Origin of the sequence: Halomonas sp. PGE1 (assembly GCF_013000985.1) — a bacterium.
Classification (GTDB): domain Bacteria; phylum Pseudomonadota; class Gammaproteobacteria; order Pseudomonadales; family Halomonadaceae; genus Halomonas; species Halomonas alkalicola.
Window position 1 is genome coordinate 2,707,351 of sequence record NZ_CP053032.1, and the last position, 18,478, is coordinate 2,725,828.

At 69.2% G+C, this 18,478-nt stretch carries 16 protein-coding genes and 1 pseudogene; 10 read left to right on the forward strand and 7 right to left on the reverse strand.

The window, feature by feature from the left end; translation table 11 throughout:
- Positions 1–78 precede the first annotated feature (78 nt).
- Positions 79–1,335 carry a 6-phosphofructokinase gene (locus tag HIR79_RS12760; protein ID WP_169958656.1) on the forward strand — a complete coding sequence of 419 codons (1,257 nt, stop codon included), beginning with the start codon at positions 79–81 and terminating at the stop codon, positions 1,333–1,335.
- Positions 1,336–1,377: 42 nt separating this feature from the next.
- Here HIR79_RS12760 and HIR79_RS12765 read toward each other — a convergent pair.
- Positions 1,378–3,112 (reverse strand): annotated as a pseudogene (locus HIR79_RS12765) (bifunctional protein-serine/threonine kinase/phosphatase).
- Positions 3,113–3,377: 265 nt separating this feature from the next.
- Here HIR79_RS12765 and ppa point away from each other — a divergent pair.
- Positions 3,378–3,908: an inorganic diphosphatase gene (gene ppa / locus HIR79_RS12770; RefSeq protein WP_169958657.1), complete on the forward strand. Its 531-nt coding sequence runs from the start codon at positions 3,378–3,380 to the stop codon at positions 3,906–3,908.
- Positions 3,909–3,988: 80 nt separating this feature from the next.
- Here the strand turns inward: ppa and HIR79_RS12775 are convergent, their stop codons facing one another.
- Entirely contained in the window at positions 3,989–5,155 is a 1,167-nt protein-coding gene (locus tag HIR79_RS12775; protein ID WP_211620772.1) for a DUF2333 family protein, read from the reverse strand.
- A gap of 209 nt (positions 5,156–5,364) precedes the next feature.
- Here HIR79_RS12775 and dsbD point away from each other — a divergent pair, with 209 nt between their 5' ends.
- The 7 genes from dsbD (at position 5,365) to purH (ending at position 13,445) form a co-directional block, all read left to right on the forward strand.
- Entirely contained in the window at positions 5,365–7,209 is a 1,845-nt protein-coding gene (gene dsbD / locus HIR79_RS12780; RefSeq protein ID WP_169958658.1) for a protein-disulfide reductase DsbD, read from the forward strand.
- Between the two features lie 246 nt (positions 7,210–7,455).
- Complete coding sequence (gene accB / locus HIR79_RS12785; protein WP_169958659.1) at positions 7,456–7,917, forward strand: acetyl-CoA carboxylase biotin carboxyl carrier protein; 462 nt, start codon at positions 7,456–7,458, stop codon at positions 7,915–7,917.
- 43 nt (positions 7,918–7,960) lie between these two features.
- Positions 7,961–9,304, forward strand: coding sequence for an acetyl-CoA carboxylase biotin carboxylase subunit (gene accC / locus HIR79_RS12790; protein WP_169958660.1), 1,344 nt, complete (start codon positions 7,961–7,963; stop codon positions 9,302–9,304).
- A gap of 83 nt (positions 9,305–9,387) precedes the next feature.
- Positions 9,388–10,302, forward strand: a complete 915-nt coding sequence (gene prmA, locus HIR79_RS12795; protein WP_169958661.1) for a 50S ribosomal protein L11 methyltransferase — start codon at positions 9,388–9,390, stop codon at positions 10,300–10,302.
- A gap of 78 nt (positions 10,303–10,380) precedes the next feature.
- Positions 10,381–11,442, forward strand: a complete 1,062-nt coding sequence (gene dusB, locus HIR79_RS12800) for a tRNA dihydrouridine synthase DusB (RefSeq protein WP_169959586.1) — start codon at positions 10,381–10,383, stop codon at positions 11,440–11,442.
- The gene (gene fis, locus HIR79_RS12805) at positions 11,439–11,771 is read left to right on the forward strand and encodes a DNA-binding transcriptional regulator Fis (protein WP_119020444.1); all 333 of its coding nucleotides are present in this window, start codon (positions 11,439–11,441) and stop codon (positions 11,769–11,771) included. Before dusB ends, fis begins: the two co-directional genes overlap by 4 nt.
- A 93-nt stretch (positions 11,772–11,864) precedes the next feature.
- Entirely contained in the window at positions 11,865–13,445 is a 1,581-nt protein-coding gene (gene purH, locus HIR79_RS12810) for a bifunctional phosphoribosylaminoimidazolecarboxamide formyltransferase/IMP cyclohydrolase (RefSeq protein WP_169958662.1), read from the forward strand.
- Positions 13,446–13,508: 63 nt separating this feature from the next.
- Here purH and HIR79_RS12815 read toward each other — a convergent pair whose 3' ends face one another.
- The 4 genes from HIR79_RS12815 to folE form a co-directional block, all read right to left on the reverse strand.
- The gene (locus HIR79_RS12815) at positions 13,509–14,966 is read right to left on the reverse strand and encodes an NAD-dependent succinate-semialdehyde dehydrogenase (protein ID WP_169958663.1); all 1,458 of its coding nucleotides are present in this window, start codon (positions 14,964–14,966) and stop codon (positions 13,509–13,511) included.
- A gap of 135 nt (positions 14,967–15,101) precedes the next feature.
- Positions 15,102–15,461: a hypothetical protein gene (locus tag HIR79_RS12820; protein WP_169958664.1), complete on the reverse strand. Its 360-nt coding sequence runs from the start codon at positions 15,459–15,461 to the stop codon at positions 15,102–15,104.
- Positions 15,462–15,566: 105 nt separating this feature from the next.
- Complete coding sequence (folX, locus tag HIR79_RS12825; protein WP_169958665.1) at positions 15,567–15,977, reverse strand: dihydroneopterin triphosphate 2'-epimerase; 411 nt, start codon at positions 15,975–15,977, stop codon at positions 15,567–15,569.
- 25 nt (positions 15,978–16,002) lie between these two features.
- Positions 16,003–16,560, reverse strand: a complete 558-nt coding sequence (gene folE, locus HIR79_RS12830) for a GTP cyclohydrolase I FolE (protein ID WP_169958666.1) — start codon at positions 16,558–16,560, stop codon at positions 16,003–16,005.
- Between the two features lie 229 nt (positions 16,561–16,789).
- Here folE and HIR79_RS12835 point away from each other — a divergent pair, with 229 nt between their 5' ends.
- Positions 16,790–17,335, forward strand: a complete 546-nt coding sequence (locus HIR79_RS12835) for a TraB/TrbI/VirB10 family type IV secretion system protein (RefSeq protein WP_169958667.1) — start codon at positions 16,790–16,792, stop codon at positions 17,333–17,335.
- Positions 17,336–17,466: 131 nt separating this feature from the next.
- Here the strand turns inward: HIR79_RS12835 and HIR79_RS12840 are convergent, their stop codons facing one another.
- Positions 17,467–18,453, reverse strand: coding sequence for a serine/threonine protein kinase (locus HIR79_RS12840; RefSeq protein WP_169958668.1), 987 nt, complete (start codon positions 18,451–18,453; stop codon positions 17,467–17,469).
- Positions 18,454–18,478 lie beyond the last annotated feature (25 nt).

Consider the following 18,478-nt stretch of genomic DNA (forward strand, 5'->3'; position numbering starts at 1 on the left):
CGGCCGCTTTCGGCTAGAATCCTCCGACTTTCGTCACCCCATCCCCGACCAGCAGCGACCAGGAGCAGGAACAGCCCCATGGCCCACAATGCCTTCTACGCCCAGTCCGGCGGCGTCACCGCCGTGATCAATGCCAGCGCCTGCGGCGTGATCGAGGCCTGCCGCCGCCACCCGGACCAGATCGGCAAGGTCTATGCCGGCCACAACGGCATCATCGGCGCCCTCACCGAGGACCTGATCGACGTGAGCCGGGAGTCCGACGAGACGATCGCCGCGCTGCGCCACACCCCGGGCGGCGCCTTCGGCTCCTGCCGCTACAAGCTCAAGGACATCGAGAGCCACCGCGCCCAGTACGAGCGGCTGATCGAGGTGTTCCGCGCCCACGATATCCGCTACTTCTTCTACAACGGCGGCGGCGACAGCGCCGACACCTGCCTCAAGGTCTCCCAGCTCTCCGAGAAGCTCGGCTACCCGCTCACCGCTATCCACGTGCCCAAGACCGTGGACAACGATCTGCCGATCACCGACAACTCCCCGGGCTTCGGCAGCGTGGCCAAGTACATCGCCACCTCCACCCTGGAGGCCTCTCTGGATATCGCCTCCATGTGCGCCACCTCCACCAAGGTGTTCGTGCTCGAGGTGATGGGCCGCCACGCAGGCTGGATCGCCGCCGCCGGCGCGCTTGCCGGCAACGGCGAAGGCGAGCCGCCCCACCTGGTGATCTTCCCCGAGGTGGCCTTCGATCGCTCCGCGGTCATGGCCAGGGTCGACGAGGCGGTCAAGAAGTACGGCTACTGCGTGATCGTGGTCTCCGAGGGGGCCCGCTACGAGGACGGCACCTTCCTGGCCGACTCCGGCAACACTGACGCCTTCGGCCACCGCCAGCTCGGCGGCGTGGCCCCCACGCTTGCCGGCATGGTCAAGCAGGACCTGGGCTACAAGTACCACTGGGCAGTGGCCGACTACCTGCAGCGCGCCGCCCGCCACCTGGCCTCGAAGACCGACGTGGAGCAGGCCTACGCGGTGGGCGAGAAGGCAGTGGAGCTGGCGATCGCCGGCAAGAACTCCATGATGCCGGCCATCAAGCGCGTCTCCGACACCCCCTACCGCTGGACCATCGAGCCGGCCCCGCTGGCCGAGGTCGCCAACCGCGAGAAGTTCATGCCCAGGGAGTACATCCGCGAGGATGGCTTCGGCATCACCGAGGCGTGCCGCCAGTACCTGTTGCCGCTGATCCAGGGCGAGGACTTCCCGCCCTTCGAGAACGGCCTGCCCAAGGTGGCCAAGCTGGCGCTGCACCGGGTCGAGCGCAAGCTGCCGGAGTTCAAGCTCTAGCAAGAGCTCAAGCTCTAGCCTGAGCTCAAGCGCCAGAAGCGCCTATCGCAGCAGCCAGGAGAGAATCAGCAGCAGCAGCAGGATGCCGGCCACGCCCTGCCAGAAGTGGCCGGGGTCCCGAAACAGCCGCGGCCGGGCGCGGGGGCCGGCGCCATGCGGCTCGGTGGCGAGGGGCTGGCGCAGCGCGCGGCGGAACTCCGACATGCGCCGAAAGCGCAGTGAGCGCTGGGGGTCCAGGGCGCGGCGCAGCGCCTCGTCCAGGGCCGGCGGCACCTCGGGATTGCGGGTGCGCGCGCTGCGGTAGGTCAGCTGCTCGAGGTCGGTATGGCTGCGCAGGCGGTTGGGCGTGAGCTCGTAGGGCAGCTCGCCGGTGACCAGCCAGTAGACGGTGGACGCATAGGAGTACTGGTCGCTGCGCCGGCCCACCGAATCGTCGAGGGCGTACTCGGGGGCACTGTGCTCGGTCAGGCCTACCTGGCGCAGCAGCTCCCGGGCATCGCGATGCCCCCCCTCCCTCCCGGGCCCGACAGGCGCTGAAGTCGGTGAGCACCACCTGACCGTGGGCGTCGATCAGCACGTTCCCCGGATAGATCTGCTGGTGCAGTATGTCGCGGTGATGCAGCGCCTGGATCGCCTTGCCGAGCTGATTGGCGATGTCCAGGCGCTGCACCAGGCTCGCCTGGGGGTGCCGCCTGGCCCACTCGGTGAGGGTCTCGCCCTCCACGTAGGCCATCAGGTAATAGAGGTAGTGGCGCGGCCGGGAGGACTCCATGATCCTCACCACGAAGGGCGACTTGACCCGCTCCACCACCCACTGCTGCAGCAGGAAGTGCTCCAGGTAGGCGTTGCGGTTGGAGAGCTCCGGGCTCGGCGCCTTCATCACCATCTCCCGCTCGGTGTGCACGTCCCGCACCCGGTAGACCCGCGACTGGGCGGTGCGCGAGAGCACCGCCTCGACCTGCAGGCCGTCCAGGCGATCACCCGGCGCGAGCTCCGGCGGAATCGGCAGCTCGCCATAGGCGCGACCGGGGTGGTCGGGCTGCTCGTCGGGCAGCTCGTCAATGCGTACCAGCTGGAAGCAGAACTGCTCGGCGCCATAGCCGCGAGCCTGGGCCCGCTGCACCGCCGCCTCGGCCAGCCGGTCGCAGGCGGCGTTGAGGTCGCTGACATCCTGGCGGATCAGCTGCACGTACTCGGAGGGCATCAGGGTGCCCAGCACCGCCTGGGTGGTGAACAGGAAGATATCGCCCTGCTTGATGGGAAACTGGGCATAGTCGATATCGATGCTGTTATCCATGCCCAGCGCCCGGGAGGGGTAGCGATAGCCGCCGAGGTCGGTGACATGGTCGCGGCTGAGCTGCTCGAACTCGGCGCCGCGCAGGCGAAACACCAGGGTATCGCCCAGGTGGAACAGGTGGGCGGTGCGGCCACGATAGACCATGGCCGACAGCGAGGAGACATAGCTGCCCTCGGCCACGCACTGGCTCTGGCTGTAGCACCAGCCGTTGAGGGCGCGCAGCACCCGGGTCGCCGAGGTCTTGACGTCCCAGTGGTCGGGGGTGGAGTAGTAGTCGGCCAGGAAGCCGCGCACGCTGAGGTCGCCGGCCTGCTTGGCCATGGAATTGCGCCGGATGGAGTCGCTGATCACCGCGCAGGCGCCCTTGGCATTGAGCTGCCCGGGCTGCGGAAAGCGCACCGACATGGAGCTGCGGTGATGGCGCCGATCCGGCGCCACGTAGGCCTGGCCGTAACTCAATGACAGCTGCGCAGATCCCAAGAGGCTTCTCCTTGAGCGCCGAGTCGATCTTCCCAAGGGACCCGCGCCGCCCGGATCGGCAGCCGGCGAACCCCGCCGGCGCCCATGATACACTCCCGGCGCCCCCGCGTGGTGTCAACCTAAGCAGCATCGACCCAGGCCGCTGCCTCCCCGGACAAGCTCGGCACCTATGTCGCATTGGTAATCCCGGTGCCCGCTCCGTATAATTTCGCGGATTTTTCGCTCAGCGATTGACCAGGCTGATCTCCAACCCAAGGAAGCGACGATGAACTTCGACAACATCCCTGCCGGCAAGGACCTCCCCAACGACGTCTACGTGGCGATCGAGATTCCGGCCAACCATTCGCCGATCAAGTACGAGATCGACAAGGACATGGGAGCCCTGCTGGTCGACCGCTTCATGGCCACCCCGATGTTCTACCCGGCCAACTATGGCTTCATCCCGCACACCCTCGCCGACGACGGCGATGCGCTGGACGCCCTGGTGGTCACCCCCTACCCGGTCCAGCCCGGCGCCATCATCCGCGCCCGTCCGGTGGGCGTGCTCAACATGACCGACGAGGCCGGCGAAGACGCCAAGCTGGTCTGCGTGCCCCACGCCAAGCTCTCCAGCCTCTACGATGAGGTCCAGGAAGTGACCGACCTGCCCGAGCTGCTCCGCCAGCAGATCGCCCACTTCTTCGAGAACTACAAGGATCTCGAGAAGGGCAAGTGGGTCAAGGTGGAGTCCTGGGAAGGCGCCGAGGCCGCCCGCAAGGCCATCGAGAAGGCCGTGGCCGCCTACGAGAAGGCCTGATCCTTCCCGCTGGCACCCGGCCAGACCCAGCAGGGCCGCCCGATCGGGCGGCCCTGCTGCATTTCAGGGGCGCGAGCGGCTCACTCCTCCGGCGCGGCCAGCCCCTCGGGGGGCGGCTCGACGACCTCCTCCTCGAGGCGCTCCACCTCCACCACCGGCGGCTCGACGGGCTCCGCCTCCTCGCTCTCCTCGGGCAGCGTCTCGGTGGGCGGCGTCTCGGCGACCTCTGCCGGCGCGGCCAGGGACGCCGGCGGCTCGGCCAGGCGCACCGCCAGCTGGGCGGCGAGATCCCGCGCCCGCGTCATGTGCAGCGCCATCACCAGGGAGTGATTGGCGAAGAGCCCGAAACCTGAGCCGTTGAGCACCACCGGGCTCCACAGCCGCCGCTGGGTCCTGGCAAGCTCCGCCAGCAGGCGCCCCCACTCGGCCTCGGCACCGCTCTCGGCCAGCACGTCGGCCTGGTCGCGCTGCACGCCCTCGAGCAGCTGGGCCAGGGCCCAGCCGGTACCGCGGGCCTCGAAGAAGATGTCATCGACGCGGTACCAGGGGGTGCGCGGCGGCAGCGACTCGGTCTCCACGGCGAGCTCGGTCAGCGCCTCGTGGCTGCCGACGCTGGCCGCCAGGCGCAGGGCGATTTCATCCAGGCGCGCCGCGCTGTGCTCCAGCCAGTCGGCCAGGCCCTGGCCGGGCACGAAGCCGTCGCGGTCGGCGCCGAGCTCGCCCAGCTGGGCATCCAGCGCCGCGACCGCCTGCTCGAGACGCTGCTCGGTGGAAGGGTAGAACCAGTCGCGGTCGTCGCCCTCGAGCCGCTCGCGGGCCTCCTCGAGGTGATCGCTGGGCGCCGCCGTCATCCCGGGCAGGGCGCGGGCCAGGTCCCGGGAGACCTCCAGCACACCGAGCTCCCAGTTGGGCATGTTGTCCAGCCAGACGCCCGGCGGGGCGATGTCGTTGCGCAGGTAGCCGCCGGGCTTGTCGAGCAGCGTCGCCACCGTCTCGGCCAGGGTCGCCACCGTCACCGTGCCCCGCGCCGCCGGCGCATAGGCGGCCTCGCCGCGGCGCTCGAGGGTTGCCTGCTCCACGTCGAAGGGGGCCGGCGGCTGGCTCCACCAGATCCCCAGTGCGATGGTGACCAGCAGGTAGAGCCCCGCCAGTGCCAGCAGCGGCTTCCAAATCCAGCCATAGCGGGGGCGCTCCAGCGCCTCCTCCTTCCTGCGGCGCCGGGCGGCGCGCCAGCTTTTCCAGGCCATGTCGTGATAATCCCTGTCTAATGAAGGTAGGCCCGCGCGATGCGACAATGGGGCGCAGACGACGCAGGACTCGGCACGCCGACTGACGCGTGCTTCTGCGCTATCCTAGCACCACTGCGAACTCCAGCGCCCCGGCCGCGCTCGCGGGGAACCGCGCCGCCGGCCATGGGTCTCTAGTCCGAGCTCGCCCCGACACCCGCAGGATAAGGATGCCCCACTTGATCGCCAGACGCCTCGCCCCGCTGCTCCTGATGATGCTGCTGCCGCTGGCCGCCCAGGCGCAGTGGTTCTCCTCCTCCAGCTCCCAGCAGTTCCTGCCGGTGCTGGAGGCGTTCCAGCCCCAGGCCTGGCATGACGGCGAGACCCTCTACGTGGGGGTCGAGGTCACGCCCGAGCACTACCTCTATCGCCACCAGCTGGCGGTGACCTCCGACGCCGTGAACCTGGGCGAACCCGAGATCCCCGGTGGCGAGTTCACCAGCGACGAGTTCATGGGCGACGTCTACGTCTTCCGCGAGACCATGCTGCTCGAGGTGCCCCTCGAGGAGGGGGTCAGCGGCCCCTTCCCGCTCACCTTCACCTTCCAGGGCTGCGCCGATGCCGGCCTCTGCTACCCGCCGGAGCGGGTCTCCCTCGAGGCGCCGGAGCGCGCCGCGCCGACGGTCTTCGCCGCCCTGGCGAGTGGCAACGGCGGCGGCGCGGCGGACGCGGGAGCAGGCGCCGCCGGACCGGCCGCCCCCCAGAGCGATGACGGTCGCTTCCAGCGCCTGATGGCCGAGGCCAGCCTGCCGCTGGTCCTGGGCCTCTTCTTCCTGGCTGGCCTGGGGCTGACCTTCACCCCCTGCGTGCTGCCCATGGTGCCGATCCTCTCCTCGATCATCGTCGGCCAGAACCCCGGGCGCCCTCGCGCCTTCGTGCTCTCCTCGAGCTACGTGGCCGGCATGGCGCTCACCTACGCCGCCGTGGGGGTGCTGATGGGCCTGTTCGGTGCCGGCCTCAACCTCCAGGCGCGGCTGCAGTCGGCGCCGGTGCTGATCACCTTTGCGGTGCTCTTCGCCCTCTTCGCCCTGGCCATGTTCGGCGCCTTCGAGTTGCGCACCTCGTCGCGTCTCTCCGGGCGCATCGACGCCTGGCAGGCCCGCGCCCAGCAGAGCGGGCCGGGCGGCCTGGCACTGGCCGGGGCGCTGTCGGTGCTGGTGGTCTCCCCCTGCGTCTCCGCGCCGCTGGCCGGCGCCCTGGTGTTCATCTCCACCACCGGCGACGCCATGCTGGGCGGCGCCGCCCTGCTCGCCCTGGGGCTGGGCATGGGCGTGCCGCTGCTGCTGGTGGGCACCTTCGGCACCACCCTGCTGCCGCGCAGCGGCGCCTGGATGAACGGCGTGAAGATCGCCTTCGGCATCCTGCTGCTGGGGGTGGCCATCTGGCTGGTGGAGCGCCTGCTGCCCTCGGCGGTGGCGCTGCTGCTGTGGGCGGGCCTGGCCATCGGCGGCGCCCTGGCACTCGGCGCCATGTCGGTCAACCTGCCCCAGGGCTGGCCGCGGGTGCGCCAGGCGGCCGGCCTGCTGCTGCTCGCCTGGGGCCTGGCCCTGGTGCTGGGGGCCGCCAGCGGCGCCCATGACCCGCTGCGCCCCCTGGCCAACCTGGGCAGCAGCGGCGGCGCGGCGGCGGTGGAGCCCGCCGAGATCACCACCGTCGAAGGGCTCGATGAGCTGCAGCGGGCCCTGGCCTCGGTGGGCGATGGCCGCCCCACCTTCGTCCACTTCACCGCCGACTGGTGCATCTCCTGCAAGCAGATGGAGCGCCAGGTCTATCCCGACCCCCGGGTCGCCGAGCCGCTGTCGGCCTTCGCCCGCATCAACGTGGACGTGACCGACTCGGGCAGCGCCACCCGCGAGCTGCTCGACCACTTCGGCCTGTTCGGGCCGCCCAGCCTGCTCTTCTTCCACGGCGAGGAGGAGCTGCGCGACGCACGCATCCAGGGCGAGATGCGCGCCCCGGGGCTGGCCACCCATCTCGAGGGGGTGCTCGACTGGCTGAACGGCCAGACGAGCTGACCCGACAGGCCGCGGCGCGGTCGCGAACGTCGTCAAACAGTCGTTTAAATTCACGCTTCGAACGGCGTTCTCCGCGCGACTGGACATCCCCGTGGATTTTCGGCAAACTCCGGCGTCATCCCTTTTTCACGGCCATTAGAGCGGTAAGAGACGCCATCTTGCCGCGATCTATGGCAAGTTGGCCCGGGTTGACAGCGCCACCGGGCCAGCCCTCATTCACTGCACCCAAGCGATCGGGACAACGTCATGGATATCCGCAAGGTCAAGAAGCTGATCGAGCTGCTCGAAGAGTCCAACATCAGCGAAATCGAGATCCAGGAGGGTGAGGAGTCGGTGCGCATCAGCCGCCATCCCAATGGCGCGAGCTGGCAGCCCGTCATGCCCCAGGGCTATGCCGCGCCGGCGCAGCCCGCTCCCCAGGCCCCGGTGGCGGCCCCCGCCCCGGCCGACGCCGATGAAGGCCCCGGCTACCAGGGCCAGGCCATCGCCTCGCCCATGGTGGGCACCTTCTATCGCAGCCCGGCCCCGGGCAGCAAGCCCTTCATCGAGGTGGGTTCGAGCGTCAAGAAGGGCGACACCGTGTGCATCGTCGAGGCCATGAAGATGATGAACCAGATCGAGGCCGACCGCGACGGCGTGGTCGAGGCGATCCTGGTCGATGACGGCGAGCCGGTGGAGTTCGACCAGCCGCTGATCGTGCTCGGCTGACGTCGCCGCGCCTCTTCATTCACCTGACACTGGCGGATTCATCATGCTGGACAAGGTACTCATCGCCAATCGCGGCGAGATCGCCCTGCGTATCCTGCGCGCCTGCAAGGAGCTGGGCATCAAGACGGTGGCGGTCCACTCCAAGGCCGACCGCGAGCTGATGCACGTGCGCCTGGCCGACGAGGCCGTCTGCATCGGCCCGGCCGCCTCGGCCCAGTCCTATCTCAACATCCCGGCGCTGATCAGCGCCGCGGAGGTCACCGATTCCAGCGCCATCCACCCCGGCTACGGCTTCCTCTCCGAGAACGCCAACTTCGCCGAGCAGGTCGAGCGCTCCGGCTTCGCCTTCATCGGCCCGCGGGCGGAGACCATTCGCCTGATGGGCGACAAGGTCAGCGCCATCGAATCGATGAAGAAGGCCGGCGTGCCCACGGTGCCGGGCTCCGACGGTCCGCTGCCGGAGGATGACGAGGGCGAGATCGTCGCCATCGCCAGGCGCATCGGCTACCCTGTGATCATCAAGGCGGCCGCCGGCGGCGGTGGTCGCGGCATGCGCGTGGTGCACACCGAGGCCCACCTGCTCTCCGCGGTGACCGTGACCCGCACCGAGGCCCACGCGGCCTTCGGCGACGGCACCGTCTACATGGAGAAGTTCCTCGAGAATCCCCGCCACGTGGAGGTGCAGGTGCTGGCCGACGGCCAGGGCAACGCCATTCACCTCTATGACCGCGACTGCTCCCTGCAGCGCCGCCACCAGAAGGTGATCGAGGAGGCCCCGGCCCCCATGCTCGACCCGAAGGCCCGCGCCGACGTGCTCGAGGCGTGCCGCCAGGCGTGCATCACCATCGGCTACCGCGGCGCCGGCACCTTCGAGTTCCTCTACGAGGACGGCCAGTTCTTCTTCATCGAGATGAACACCCGGGTGCAGGTCGAACACCCCGTCACCGAGATGGTGACCGGTGTGGATATCGTCCGCGAGCAGCTGCGCATCGCTTCCGGCCTGCCGCTGTCGATCACCCAGGAGGAGGTCAAGCTCTCGGGCCACGCCTTCGAGTGCCGGATCAACGCCGAGGATGCCCGCACCTTCATGCCCTCCCCCGGCAAGGTGACCCTCTACCACCCGCCGGGTGGCCTCGGGGTGCGCATGGACTCCCACATCTATACCGGCTACACGGTGCCGCCCCACTACGACTCCCTGATCGGCAAGCTGATCACCTGGGGGGCCGACCGCGAGACCGCGCTGACCCGCATGCGGGTCGCCCTGGACGAGCTGCTGGTGGAGGGCATCAAGACCAACACCGACCTGCACAAGGACCTGGTGCGCGACGGCTACTTCCAGCAGGGTGGGGTCAATATCCACTACCTGGAGAAGAAGCTGGGGATGTGACGCTCCCCGGCGACTTCCGCGGGGCGGCCTCGGCCGCCCCGCTTGCGTTGTCCTCTCTCCTTTCCACATCACGGAACACCGCCATGCCCTGGCTGCAACTCAAGGCCCATATTCCACCCGAGCAGGCCGACACCCTCGAGGAGCTGCTGCTCAACGAGGGCGCCACCGCCATCACCCTGCAGGATGCCCACGACGACCCCGTCTTCGAGCCCGAGCGCGGCAGCACCCCGCTGTGGAACGAGACGGTGCTCACCGGCCTATACGACGACCTGGAGGGCGTCGATGCCATGCTCGACCGGGTTCGCCAGGCCTGGGCCGCCGAGCTCCCCGAGGAGCCCTGCCCCGAGATCGAGGTGGAACTGCTGGCCGACCGCGATTGGGAGCGGGAGTGGATGGACGACTTCCAGCCCATGCAGATGGGCGAGCGCCTGTGGATCGTGCCGAGCTGGCACGAGCCGCCGGAGCCCGGCGCCGTCAACCTGCACCTGGACCCGGGGCTCGCCTTCGGCACCGGCACCCACCCCACCACGGCGCTCTGCCTGGCCTGGCTCGACGGCCTGGCGGTGGCCGATAGCCTCCATGGCCAGGCGGTCCTGGACATCGGCACCGGCTCAGGCATCCTCGCCATCGCCGCGCTCAGGCTCGGCGCGGCCAGCGCCATCGGCACCGACATCGACCCCCAGGCGCTGCAGGCCAGCCGTGACAACGCCGAGCGCAACGCCATCGACGAGGGCCGCTTCCGGCTCTGCTACCCCGAACAGCTCGACGACGCCGAGACCTTCCCCATCGTGGTGGCCAATATCCTCGCCGGCCCGCTGGTGGCGCTGGCACCGATGATCGCCGGCCACGTCGCCCCCGGGGGGCGCCTGGCACTCTCCGGCATCCTCGCGGGCCAGGCCGAGGAGGTGCTCGAGGCCTATCGCGACCAGGGGCTGACCATGGACGAGCCGGTCACCAGCGACGGCTGGGTGCGGCTTACCGGGCGGCGGGCGCGCTAGACGCGACCCTTCGCCACTTCACCCCACCCGACCGGGGGCGTATGATATGCCCCCCTCATGCCATCACCGTCCGACACCATGCCCGACACCCGCCCGTCCCTGCCCCGCATCGGTGACCACGCCCTGCCCAACCGGCTGATCCTGGCGCCCATGGCCGGCGTCACCGACCGCCCCTTCCGGCAGCTCTGCCGCCGGCTGGGCGCGGGGCTGGTGGTGGGCGAGATGGTCACCTCGGATCCGAGCCTCTGGCACACCCGCAAGTCGCGCCTGCGCATGGACCACCGCGGTGAGCCCGGCCCCCGCGCCGTGCAGATCGCCGGCGGCGATGCCGAGATGCTCGCCGAGGCGGCGCGGCTGAATGCCGAGATGGGCGCCGAGATCATCGACATCAACATGGGCTGCCCGGCCAAGAAGGTCTGCAACAAGGCCGCCGGCTCCGCGCTGCTGCGCGACGAGGCGCTGGTGGCCGAGATCCTCGAGACGGTGGTGGCGGCGGTACGGGTGCCGGTGACCCTGAAGATCCGCACCGGCTGGTGCGCCGAGAGCAACAACGGGGTGCGCATCGCGCGGCTGGCCGAGGCCGCCGGCATCCAGGCGCTCTCCGTGCACGGCCGCCACCGCCAGCAGCGCTTCACCGGCCAGGCCGAGTACGACACCATCGCCGAGATCAAGGCGGCGGTGGGCATTCCCGTCTTTGCCAACGGCGATATCGACTCCCCGGAGAAGGCCGCCGCCGTCCTCGACTATACTGGGGCGGATGCGGTGATGGTGGGTCGCGGCGCCCAGGGCAACCCCTGGATCTTTCGCGAGATCGACCACTACCTCCGCCATGGGGAGCGCCTGGCGCCCCCGGCCGACGAGGAGCGCGCCGCGGTGCTGCGCGATCATCTCACGGCCCTTCACGACTTTTACGGCGAGCACATGGGCGTGCGCATCGCGCGCAAGCACGTCGGCTGGTACCTGGCCGGCGACACCCGCCTGACGGCGGAGAGACAGCGCGACTACAAGGCCACCTTCAACGGCCTTCAGAGCGCCGCCGCCCAGCATCGCTTCATCGACGACTGCTTTCGTCACGCCCCCCTCGAGGCCGCCGCGCCAAAGCGGGAGGGCATGACCTCGAAAGGAACACGAGCCGCATGACCAGCCAAGCCTTTCCCCCGAACCCCGAGCTGTCTGGACATGGCCAGGAACTCAACGGGCTGGAGGGCCAACGCCCCCAGGCGCTCGACGAGTCCGTCGGCCAGCGCCCGCTGCGCGAGGCGGTGGACCTCGCCATGCGCCGCTACTTCGCCCACCTGGACGGTGGCGAGGTCACCGGGCTCTACGCCATGGTGATGGCCGAGGTGGAAGCCCCGCTGATGGCCGCCGTGCTCGACCACACCCAGGGCAACCAGACCCGCGCCGCCGAGATGCTCGGCCTCAACCGCGGCACCCTGCGCAAGAAGCTCAAGCAATACGACCTGATCTGACCCATTCACGAAGGGAGCCGCCGGCTCCCTTCGGCATGTCATGCCCATGCCGCCCCGATTGTTCGTCCCACCCGTCAGCAGAGAGTGACCCCCATGGCCCAAGCCTCCCCCACCCCGGTTCGCCGCGCCCTGATCAGCGTCTCGGACAAGACCGGCATCGTCGACTTCGCCCGCGGCCTGTCCGAGCGCGGCGTCGAGCTGCTCTCCACCGGCGGCACCTTCCGCCTGCTCCAGGAGAACGGCATCGCCGTCACCGAGGTGTCCGAGCACACCGGCTTCCCCGAGATCATGGACGGTCGCGTCAAGACCCTGCACCCGAAGATCCACGGCGGCATCCTCGGCCGCCGCGGCCAGGACGATGCGGTGATGGCCGAGCACGACATCGCTCCCATCGACATGGTGGTGGTCAACCTCTACCCCTTCGCCCAGACCGTGGCGAAGCCCGACTGCACCCTCGAGGATGCCATCGAGAACATCGATATCGGCGGCCCCACCATGGTGCGTGCCTGCGCCAAGAACCACGCCCATACCACCATCGTGGTGGACGCCGGCGACTATGCCCGGGTGCTGGCGGAGATCGCCGCCCAGGACGGCGCGGTGAGTGACGCCACCCGCTTCGATCTCGCCGTGAAGGCCTTCGAGCACACCGCCGGCTACGACGCCGCCATCGCCGACTACCTCGGCCAGCGGGTGCCCGGCGGCGAGGATGGCTTCCCGCGCACCTACAACCTGCAGTTCGAGAAGAAGCAGACCATGCGCTACGGCGAGAACCCGCACCAGAGCGCGGCCTTCTACGTCGAGGCCGGGGCCAGCGAGGCCAGCGTCGCCACCGCCACCCAGCTGCAGGGCAAGGCGCTCTCCTTCAACAACGTCGCCGATACCGATGCCGCCTTCGAGTGCGTCAAGGCCTTCACCGACACCGCCTGCGTCATCGTCAAGCACGCCAACCCCTGCGGCGTGGCGGTGGGCGCCACGGCGCTCGAGGCCTACGACAAGGCCTTCGCCACCGACCCCACCAGCGCCTTCGGCGGCATCATCGCCTTCAACGTGCCGCTGGACGCCGCGACCGCACGCGCCATCATCGACCGCCAGTTCGTCGAGGTGATCATCGCCCCCGGGGTCGCCGAGGACGCCCTGCCCATCGTCGCCGAGAAGCAGAACGTGCGCCTGCTCGACGTCGGTGCCCACTGGCCGGGCGAGTGCGAGCACGCCCACGACTTCAAGCGCGTCACCGGCGGCCTGCTGGTTCAGGACCGCGACCTCGGCATGGTCGGCCGCGACGAGCTCACCGTGGTCAGCGAGCGGGTGCCCACCGAGCAGGAGCTGCGCGACCTGGCCTTCGCCTGGAAGGTGGCCAAGTACGTCAAGTCCAACGCCATCGTCTACGCCAAGGATGGCCAGACCATCGGCGTGGGCGCCGGCCAGATGAGCCGCGTCTACTCGGCCCGCATCGCCGGCATCAAGGCCGCCGACGAGGGCCTCTCGGTGCCCGGTTCGGTGATGGCCTCTGACGCCTTCTTCCCCTTCCGCGACGGCATCGACGCCGCGGCGGCGGCCGGCATCACCGCGGTGATCCAGCCCGGCGGCTCCATGCGCGATCAGGAGGTGATCGACGCCGCCAATGAAGCAGGCATTGCCATGGTCTTCACCGGCATGCGCCACTTCCGCCACTAAGGCCTCCCCCTCACGAAAAAGCCCGCGACATGGTCGCGGGCTTTTTGATTCGAGGGCGGCTGATCAGCCGAGATCGATGCAGAGGTACTTGGTCTCCAGAAACTCCTCCAGCCCCTGATGGCCGCCCTCGCGGCCGAGGCCGGACGCCTTGACCCCGCCGAAGGGGGCGGCGGCGTTGGAGATCAGCCCGGTGTTGATGCCCACCATGCCGTACTCCAGGGCGTCGGCGACGCGCCACACGCGGCCCAGGTCGCGAGAGTAGAAGTAGGCGGCGAGGCCGTACTCGGTGTCGTTGGCCATCTCGACGGCGCTCTCCTCGTCGTCGAAGGGGAACACCGCGGCCAGCGGGCCGAAGGTCTCCTCGTGGGCCACCTTCATGCTGGAGGTGGCGAAGCTGATCAGGGTCGGGGTGAAGAAGTTGCCGCCCAGCGGATGGGGGTGGCCCCCCATCAACAGCTCGGCGCCCTTGTCCACCGCGTCCTGGACGTGCTCGCTGACCTTGGCCACCGCCTTGTCGTCGATCAGCGGGCCGATGTTGATGCCCGCCTGGGTGCCGTCGCCCACCTTGAGCTCGCTGTGCATGGCCACGGCGAGCTTCTCGCAGAAGGCGTTGACCACGCTGGACTGCACCAGGAAGCGGTTGGTGCAGACGCAGGTCTGGCCGGCGTTGCGGAACTTGGCGGCCATGGCCCCCTCCACCGCGGCGTCCAGGTCGGCATCCTCGAAGACGATGAAGGGCGCATTGCCGCCCAGCTCCAGGGAGATCTTCTGGATATGCTGTGCGGCGTTGGCCATCAGCTCGCGACCCACCTCGGTGGAGCCGGTGAAGGTGATCTTGCGCACCAGCGGGGATTCGGTCATGGCGGCGGCGATCTCGCCGGCGCGGCCCGGCACCACGTTGAAGACGCCGCGGGGCACGCCGGCGCGCTCGGCCAGCAGCGCGAGGGCCGTGGCCGAGAAGGGGGTCTGGCTGGCCGGCTTGACCACGATGGTGCAGCCCGCGGCCAGCGCCGCCCCCGCCTTGCGGGTGATCATCGCCGCAGGGAAGTTCCAGGGGGTGATGGCCCCCACCACGCCCACCGGCTGCTTGGTGACCAGGATCCGCTGGTTGCCCTTGGCGGCGGGAATGGTCTCGCCATAGATGCGCCGCGCCTCCTCGGCGAACCAGCGCAGGAAACTGGCCGCGTAGGCGATCTCGCCGGCGGCCTCCTTGAGCGGCTTGCCCTGCTCGAAGGTCATGATCATGGCCAGGTCGTCCTGGTGCTCGAGCATCAGGTCGTGCCACTTCATCAGGATATCGGCGCGCTCCAGGGCGGTCAGCGCCTTCCAGGCCGGCAGGGCGGCATGGGCCGCCTCGATGGCGCGCTCGGTCTCGACCCGCCCCAGGCGCGGCACGTCGCCCATGGGCTCGCCGGTGGCCGGATTGAGCACCTGGATCTGCTCGCCGCTGTCGGCGGCGACCCAGCTGCCGTCGATATAGGCGAAGGGACAGTAGAGCTGCGTTTCCTTGAGGGCTTCCATGGGCATCTCCTGAGGGCAAGGCGGTGTTGTTGTAACAAAGTTGTTGTAGAGAACGGCGGGGCGCGGCCGGATGACAGGCTAGCGCCTAGGATACGGGACCGCGGCGGGGAGGCGCCACGTCTGTGGCCGAGTTTGTCAACGCTCGTCGGCGACCGGCTCGGACGGGGCGCGCCCCTCATCGAGCATCTGCTGCGCCTCGTCCGGCACCATGTACTCGGCCGGCGGCACCGAGGGAGTCGGCTCCAGCATGGCGGTGAGCACGGCGAGGATCAGCACCAGGCCGATGGCGAGCCAGCAGAAGGCACGGCCGATGTAGCGCTCGGGCTCGCGACGGATCTGGCGCAGGCCGAGCAGCGCCATCACCGCGGCGGCCAGGTTGAGGGGCAGCAGCGCCCCCTGCAGCAGCAGGGCCAGCAGAGCCGAGACGATGGCGGCCATGGCCCAGGGGGCGTAGCGGCGCCGGGGGGAAGCGGGGGTCGGGGTGTCGCCTTCCAAGGTCACTCCATTGCGCGGACAGGAACGGGCCTCACATGCTAAGCGCAAAGGCCCCGGGGCTCAAAGAGCACCGGGGCCTTGCGGGGCCACAGGGCGGCCGGCCTCTCAGGCGGGGCGGCGAGGGTCGCGGGTGGCCGAGAGGGTGATGGAGACCGAGTCGGCGAAGCGCAGGGCGTGGGGCTTGTCGATCTCGACCTGGGCGGTGAGCACCTGCTCGTGGGCCATCACCAGGTCCAGCACCTCGCGGGTCATGCGCTCCAGCAGCAGGAAGCGGTTGTCTTCCACATGGGCGATCACCTGCTTGGTGATGGTGCGGTAGTTCAGCGCCTGCTCGATATGGTTGAAGGCCACCGCCTTGTCGGCGCGGTAGCGGATCACCGCATTGATCACCACGTCCTGGCGGTTCTGGATCTCCTCCTCCTTGATGCCGATATAGGTGCGCAGGCGGAGGTTCTTGATGCGGATCGTGGCCAGATCATGATCGAAGTGCTGGTCATCGATGGCGTGCAGCGGCATGGCCGATCTCCTTGGCGGGTGGGCCTCAGCGTCCGTTGACCAGGGTCAGGAACTCCTGGCGAGTGGAGGGATTGTCGCGGAAGGCACCCAGCATCACCGAGGAGGTCATGCTGGAGTTCTGCTTCTCCACGCCGCGCATCATCATGCACAGGTGCTTGGCCTCCACCACCACCGCCACGCCTCGGGCGTCGGTGACCTGCTGCACCGCCTCGGCGATCTGGCGGGTCAGGTTCTCCTGGATCTGCATGCGACGGGCGAACATGTCGACGATGCGCGCGAACTTGGAGAGTCCGAGCACCCTGCCGCTGGGCAGGTAGGCGATGTGACACTTGCCGATGAAGGGCAGCAGGTGGTGTTCGCACATGGAGTAGAGCTCGATGTCCTTGACCAGCACCATCTCGTCGGTCTCCGACTCGAACACGGCGCCGTTGACGATCTCCTCGAGCGACTGGACGTAGCCCCGGTTGAGGAACTGCATCGCCTTGGCGGCGCGCTTGGGGGTATCGCGCAGGCCCTCGCGCTCCGGATCCTCACCCAGTGCGAGGAGGATCTGCCGGTAGTGGTTGGCGATTTCTTCGGTCATCGTCGAGCCCGTCCTGATCGGTTTTCATGTACAGAAGATATACAAGAAACTAAGCCTGTACAATATGAATTGACATGGATCCCGCATTCTAGCGCAAGCCCCCTCGCGGCGCAGGCCCGCCACGTGACAACCTGCCGCACCCCAGCCCCGCAGCGAATGGGAGGGCCCAGCCCCCCTGTGCTAGAATCCTGGCTCTCATGCAGTGCACGACTTCTTCCGAGAGCTCGACATGACCAAGACCCCCACCCTTCTGCTGCTGGCCGCCCTCCTGAGCCCGTCTCTGGCGCTGGCCGCGACCCTGGAACTGCCCGCCGACGCGCGACTCGAGGTGCAGGTGATCGATTCCGTCACCCTGGACCAGGACGAGCCGCGCCTCGATGACATCCTGCTGCGCCCGGTCGCCAACGGTCAGGGCACCTATGAGCTGCCGAGCCACTGCATCATGGTGGGCGATGCCCGGCTCGAGGGCGAGCGGGTGCGCATCACCACCAAGTCCGTGACCTGCATCGCCACCGACGGCGACGACAGCGAGATCTACTCGGGCGAGATGTCGGCCGCCGCCTACGACGCGGACGGCAGCTTCGGCATCGCCGCCTGCGACAGCGGGCGCTGCGAGCTCAGCCCGGAGCACGCCTTCGAGCTGCGGCTGGCCAGCGAGCTCTCCATCGAGGAGCAAGAGAACCAGTCCGAGAAGATCAACATCCAGCGCCGCCAGGCCGAAGGCGCCGGGGTCGCCAACCCGATTCCCGCCGAGCGTCCCGACCCGGACCAGTAGGCCGGCAACGCCCTCTCGCGACACGGCGCCCCTCTTTCAGGGGCGTCTTGCGTTGGGTCAGGGGCGCCTTGCGTTGGGTCAGGAGCGCCTTGCGTTGGGCCTGGCGCCCTGCGTCAGGCCACGACCCGACCTCAGGCGAGCCAGCGGGGCTCGCGCTCGAGCACCTGGCGCTGCTGCTCCAGCGAGCGGATCTGGCCGTCCCAGTAGCCCTCATCGGCCAGCCATGGGAAGGCCGCCGGGAAGGCCGGATCCTCCCAGCGCGCCACCAGCCAGGCGCTGTGGCGCAGCAGGCGCAGGGTACGCAGCGGCTCCATCAGGGCCAGCTCGCGGCGGTCGAACTCGCGGTGCTCCTCGTACCCCTCCATCACCTCCGAGAGCTGCATATGGCGCTCCTCGGCGTGCTCGGCGGTGATCAGCATCCACAGGTCCTGCACCGCCGGCGCCATCAGGCAGTCGTCGAAATCCACCAGCGCGAAGTGCTCATCGCGGCCCAGGATATTGCCGATATGGCAGTCGCCGTGGACGCGGATCGCCCGCTCGGCGGGCCAGGCGTGGTCGGCCAGCCGCTCGTGCAGGGCCGCGGTGACCCGGGCATAGGCCTCGCGCTGACGGGTGCCGAGCCAGGCACTGGCCAGCACCCGCTCCCGGGCCTCCAGCACCATCTCGTCCAGGTCCATGGCACCGCGATGGACGAAGCGACCACGCTCGCCCACGGCATGCACGGCACCGATCAGCTCCCCAAGGGCAAACAGGTGCGACGGATTCTCCAGCTCCGGGGCCTGACCCGGCAGGCCGGGAAAGAGCGCGAAGCGAAACCCCTCGGCGCGGTGAAGGCTCACGCCCTCGTCGTTGCGCCAGGGCGCGGCCACGGCCACCCCGGCCTCGTCGAGCTCGGCCAGGAAATCGTGCTCCTCCTGGATGCGCGCATCGCTCCAGCGCTCCGGACGGTAGAACTTCACCACCCAGCGCCGCCGCTCGTCGTCATGCACCAGGTAGACGCGGTTCTCGTAACTGTTGAGGGTGAAGGGCTCACCCGGCAGCCAGAAGCCCAACGATTCCACCGCCGCCACCACCCGCGCGGGCGAGAGGGTGGCGAAGGGATGGGGGGAAGTTTCCATGGCGGCAGTCCCGGCAGTAAAACCC

Excerpts from the sequence above, each read along its gene's own strand:
- accB (WP_169958659.1), top strand. The coding sequence starts at position 7,456 with ATGGATATCCGCAAGGTCAAGAAGCTGATCGAGCTGCTCGAAGAGTCC.
- folX (WP_169958665.1), bottom strand. The coding sequence starts at position 15,977 with ATGCCGCTGCACGCCATCGATGACCAGCACTTCGATCATGATCTGGCC.
- HIR79_RS12815 (WP_169958663.1), bottom strand. The coding sequence starts at position 14,966 with ATGGAAGCCCTCAAGGAAACGCAGCTCTACTGTCCCTTCGCCTATATC.
- HIR79_RS12840 (WP_169958668.1), bottom strand. The coding sequence starts at position 18,453 with ATGGAAACTTCCCCCCATCCCTTCGCCACCCTCTCGCCCGCGCGGGTG.
- accC (WP_169958660.1), top strand. The coding sequence starts at position 7,961 with ATGCTGGACAAGGTACTCATCGCCAATCGCGGCGAGATCGCCCTGCGT.
- prmA (WP_169958661.1), top strand. The coding sequence starts at position 9,388 with ATGCCCTGGCTGCAACTCAAGGCCCATATTCCACCCGAGCAGGCCGAC.
- HIR79_RS12835 (WP_169958667.1), top strand. The coding sequence starts at position 16,790 with ATGACCAAGACCCCCACCCTTCTGCTGCTGGCCGCCCTCCTGAGCCCG.
- HIR79_RS12775 (WP_211620772.1), bottom strand. The coding sequence starts at position 5,155 with ATGGCCTGGAAAAGCTGGCGCGCCGCCCGGCGCCGCAGGAAGGAGGAG.
- dusB (WP_169959586.1), top strand. The coding sequence starts at position 10,381 with ATGCCCGACACCCGCCCGTCCCTGCCCCGCATCGGTGACCACGCCCTG.
- ppa (WP_169958657.1), top strand. The coding sequence starts at position 3,378 with ATGAACTTCGACAACATCCCTGCCGGCAAGGACCTCCCCAACGACGTC.
- dsbD (WP_169958658.1), top strand. The coding sequence starts at position 5,365 with ATGCCCCACTTGATCGCCAGACGCCTCGCCCCGCTGCTCCTGATGATG.
- HIR79_RS12760 (WP_169958656.1), top strand. The coding sequence starts at position 79 with ATGGCCCACAATGCCTTCTACGCCCAGTCCGGCGGCGTCACCGCCGTG.
- folE (WP_169958666.1), bottom strand. The coding sequence starts at position 16,560 with ATGACCGAAGAAATCGCCAACCACTACCGGCAGATCCTCCTCGCACTG.
- purH (WP_169958662.1), top strand. The coding sequence starts at position 11,865 with ATGGCCCAAGCCTCCCCCACCCCGGTTCGCCGCGCCCTGATCAGCGTC.
- fis (WP_119020444.1), top strand. The coding sequence starts at position 11,439 with ATGACCAGCCAAGCCTTTCCCCCGAACCCCGAGCTGTCTGGACATGGC.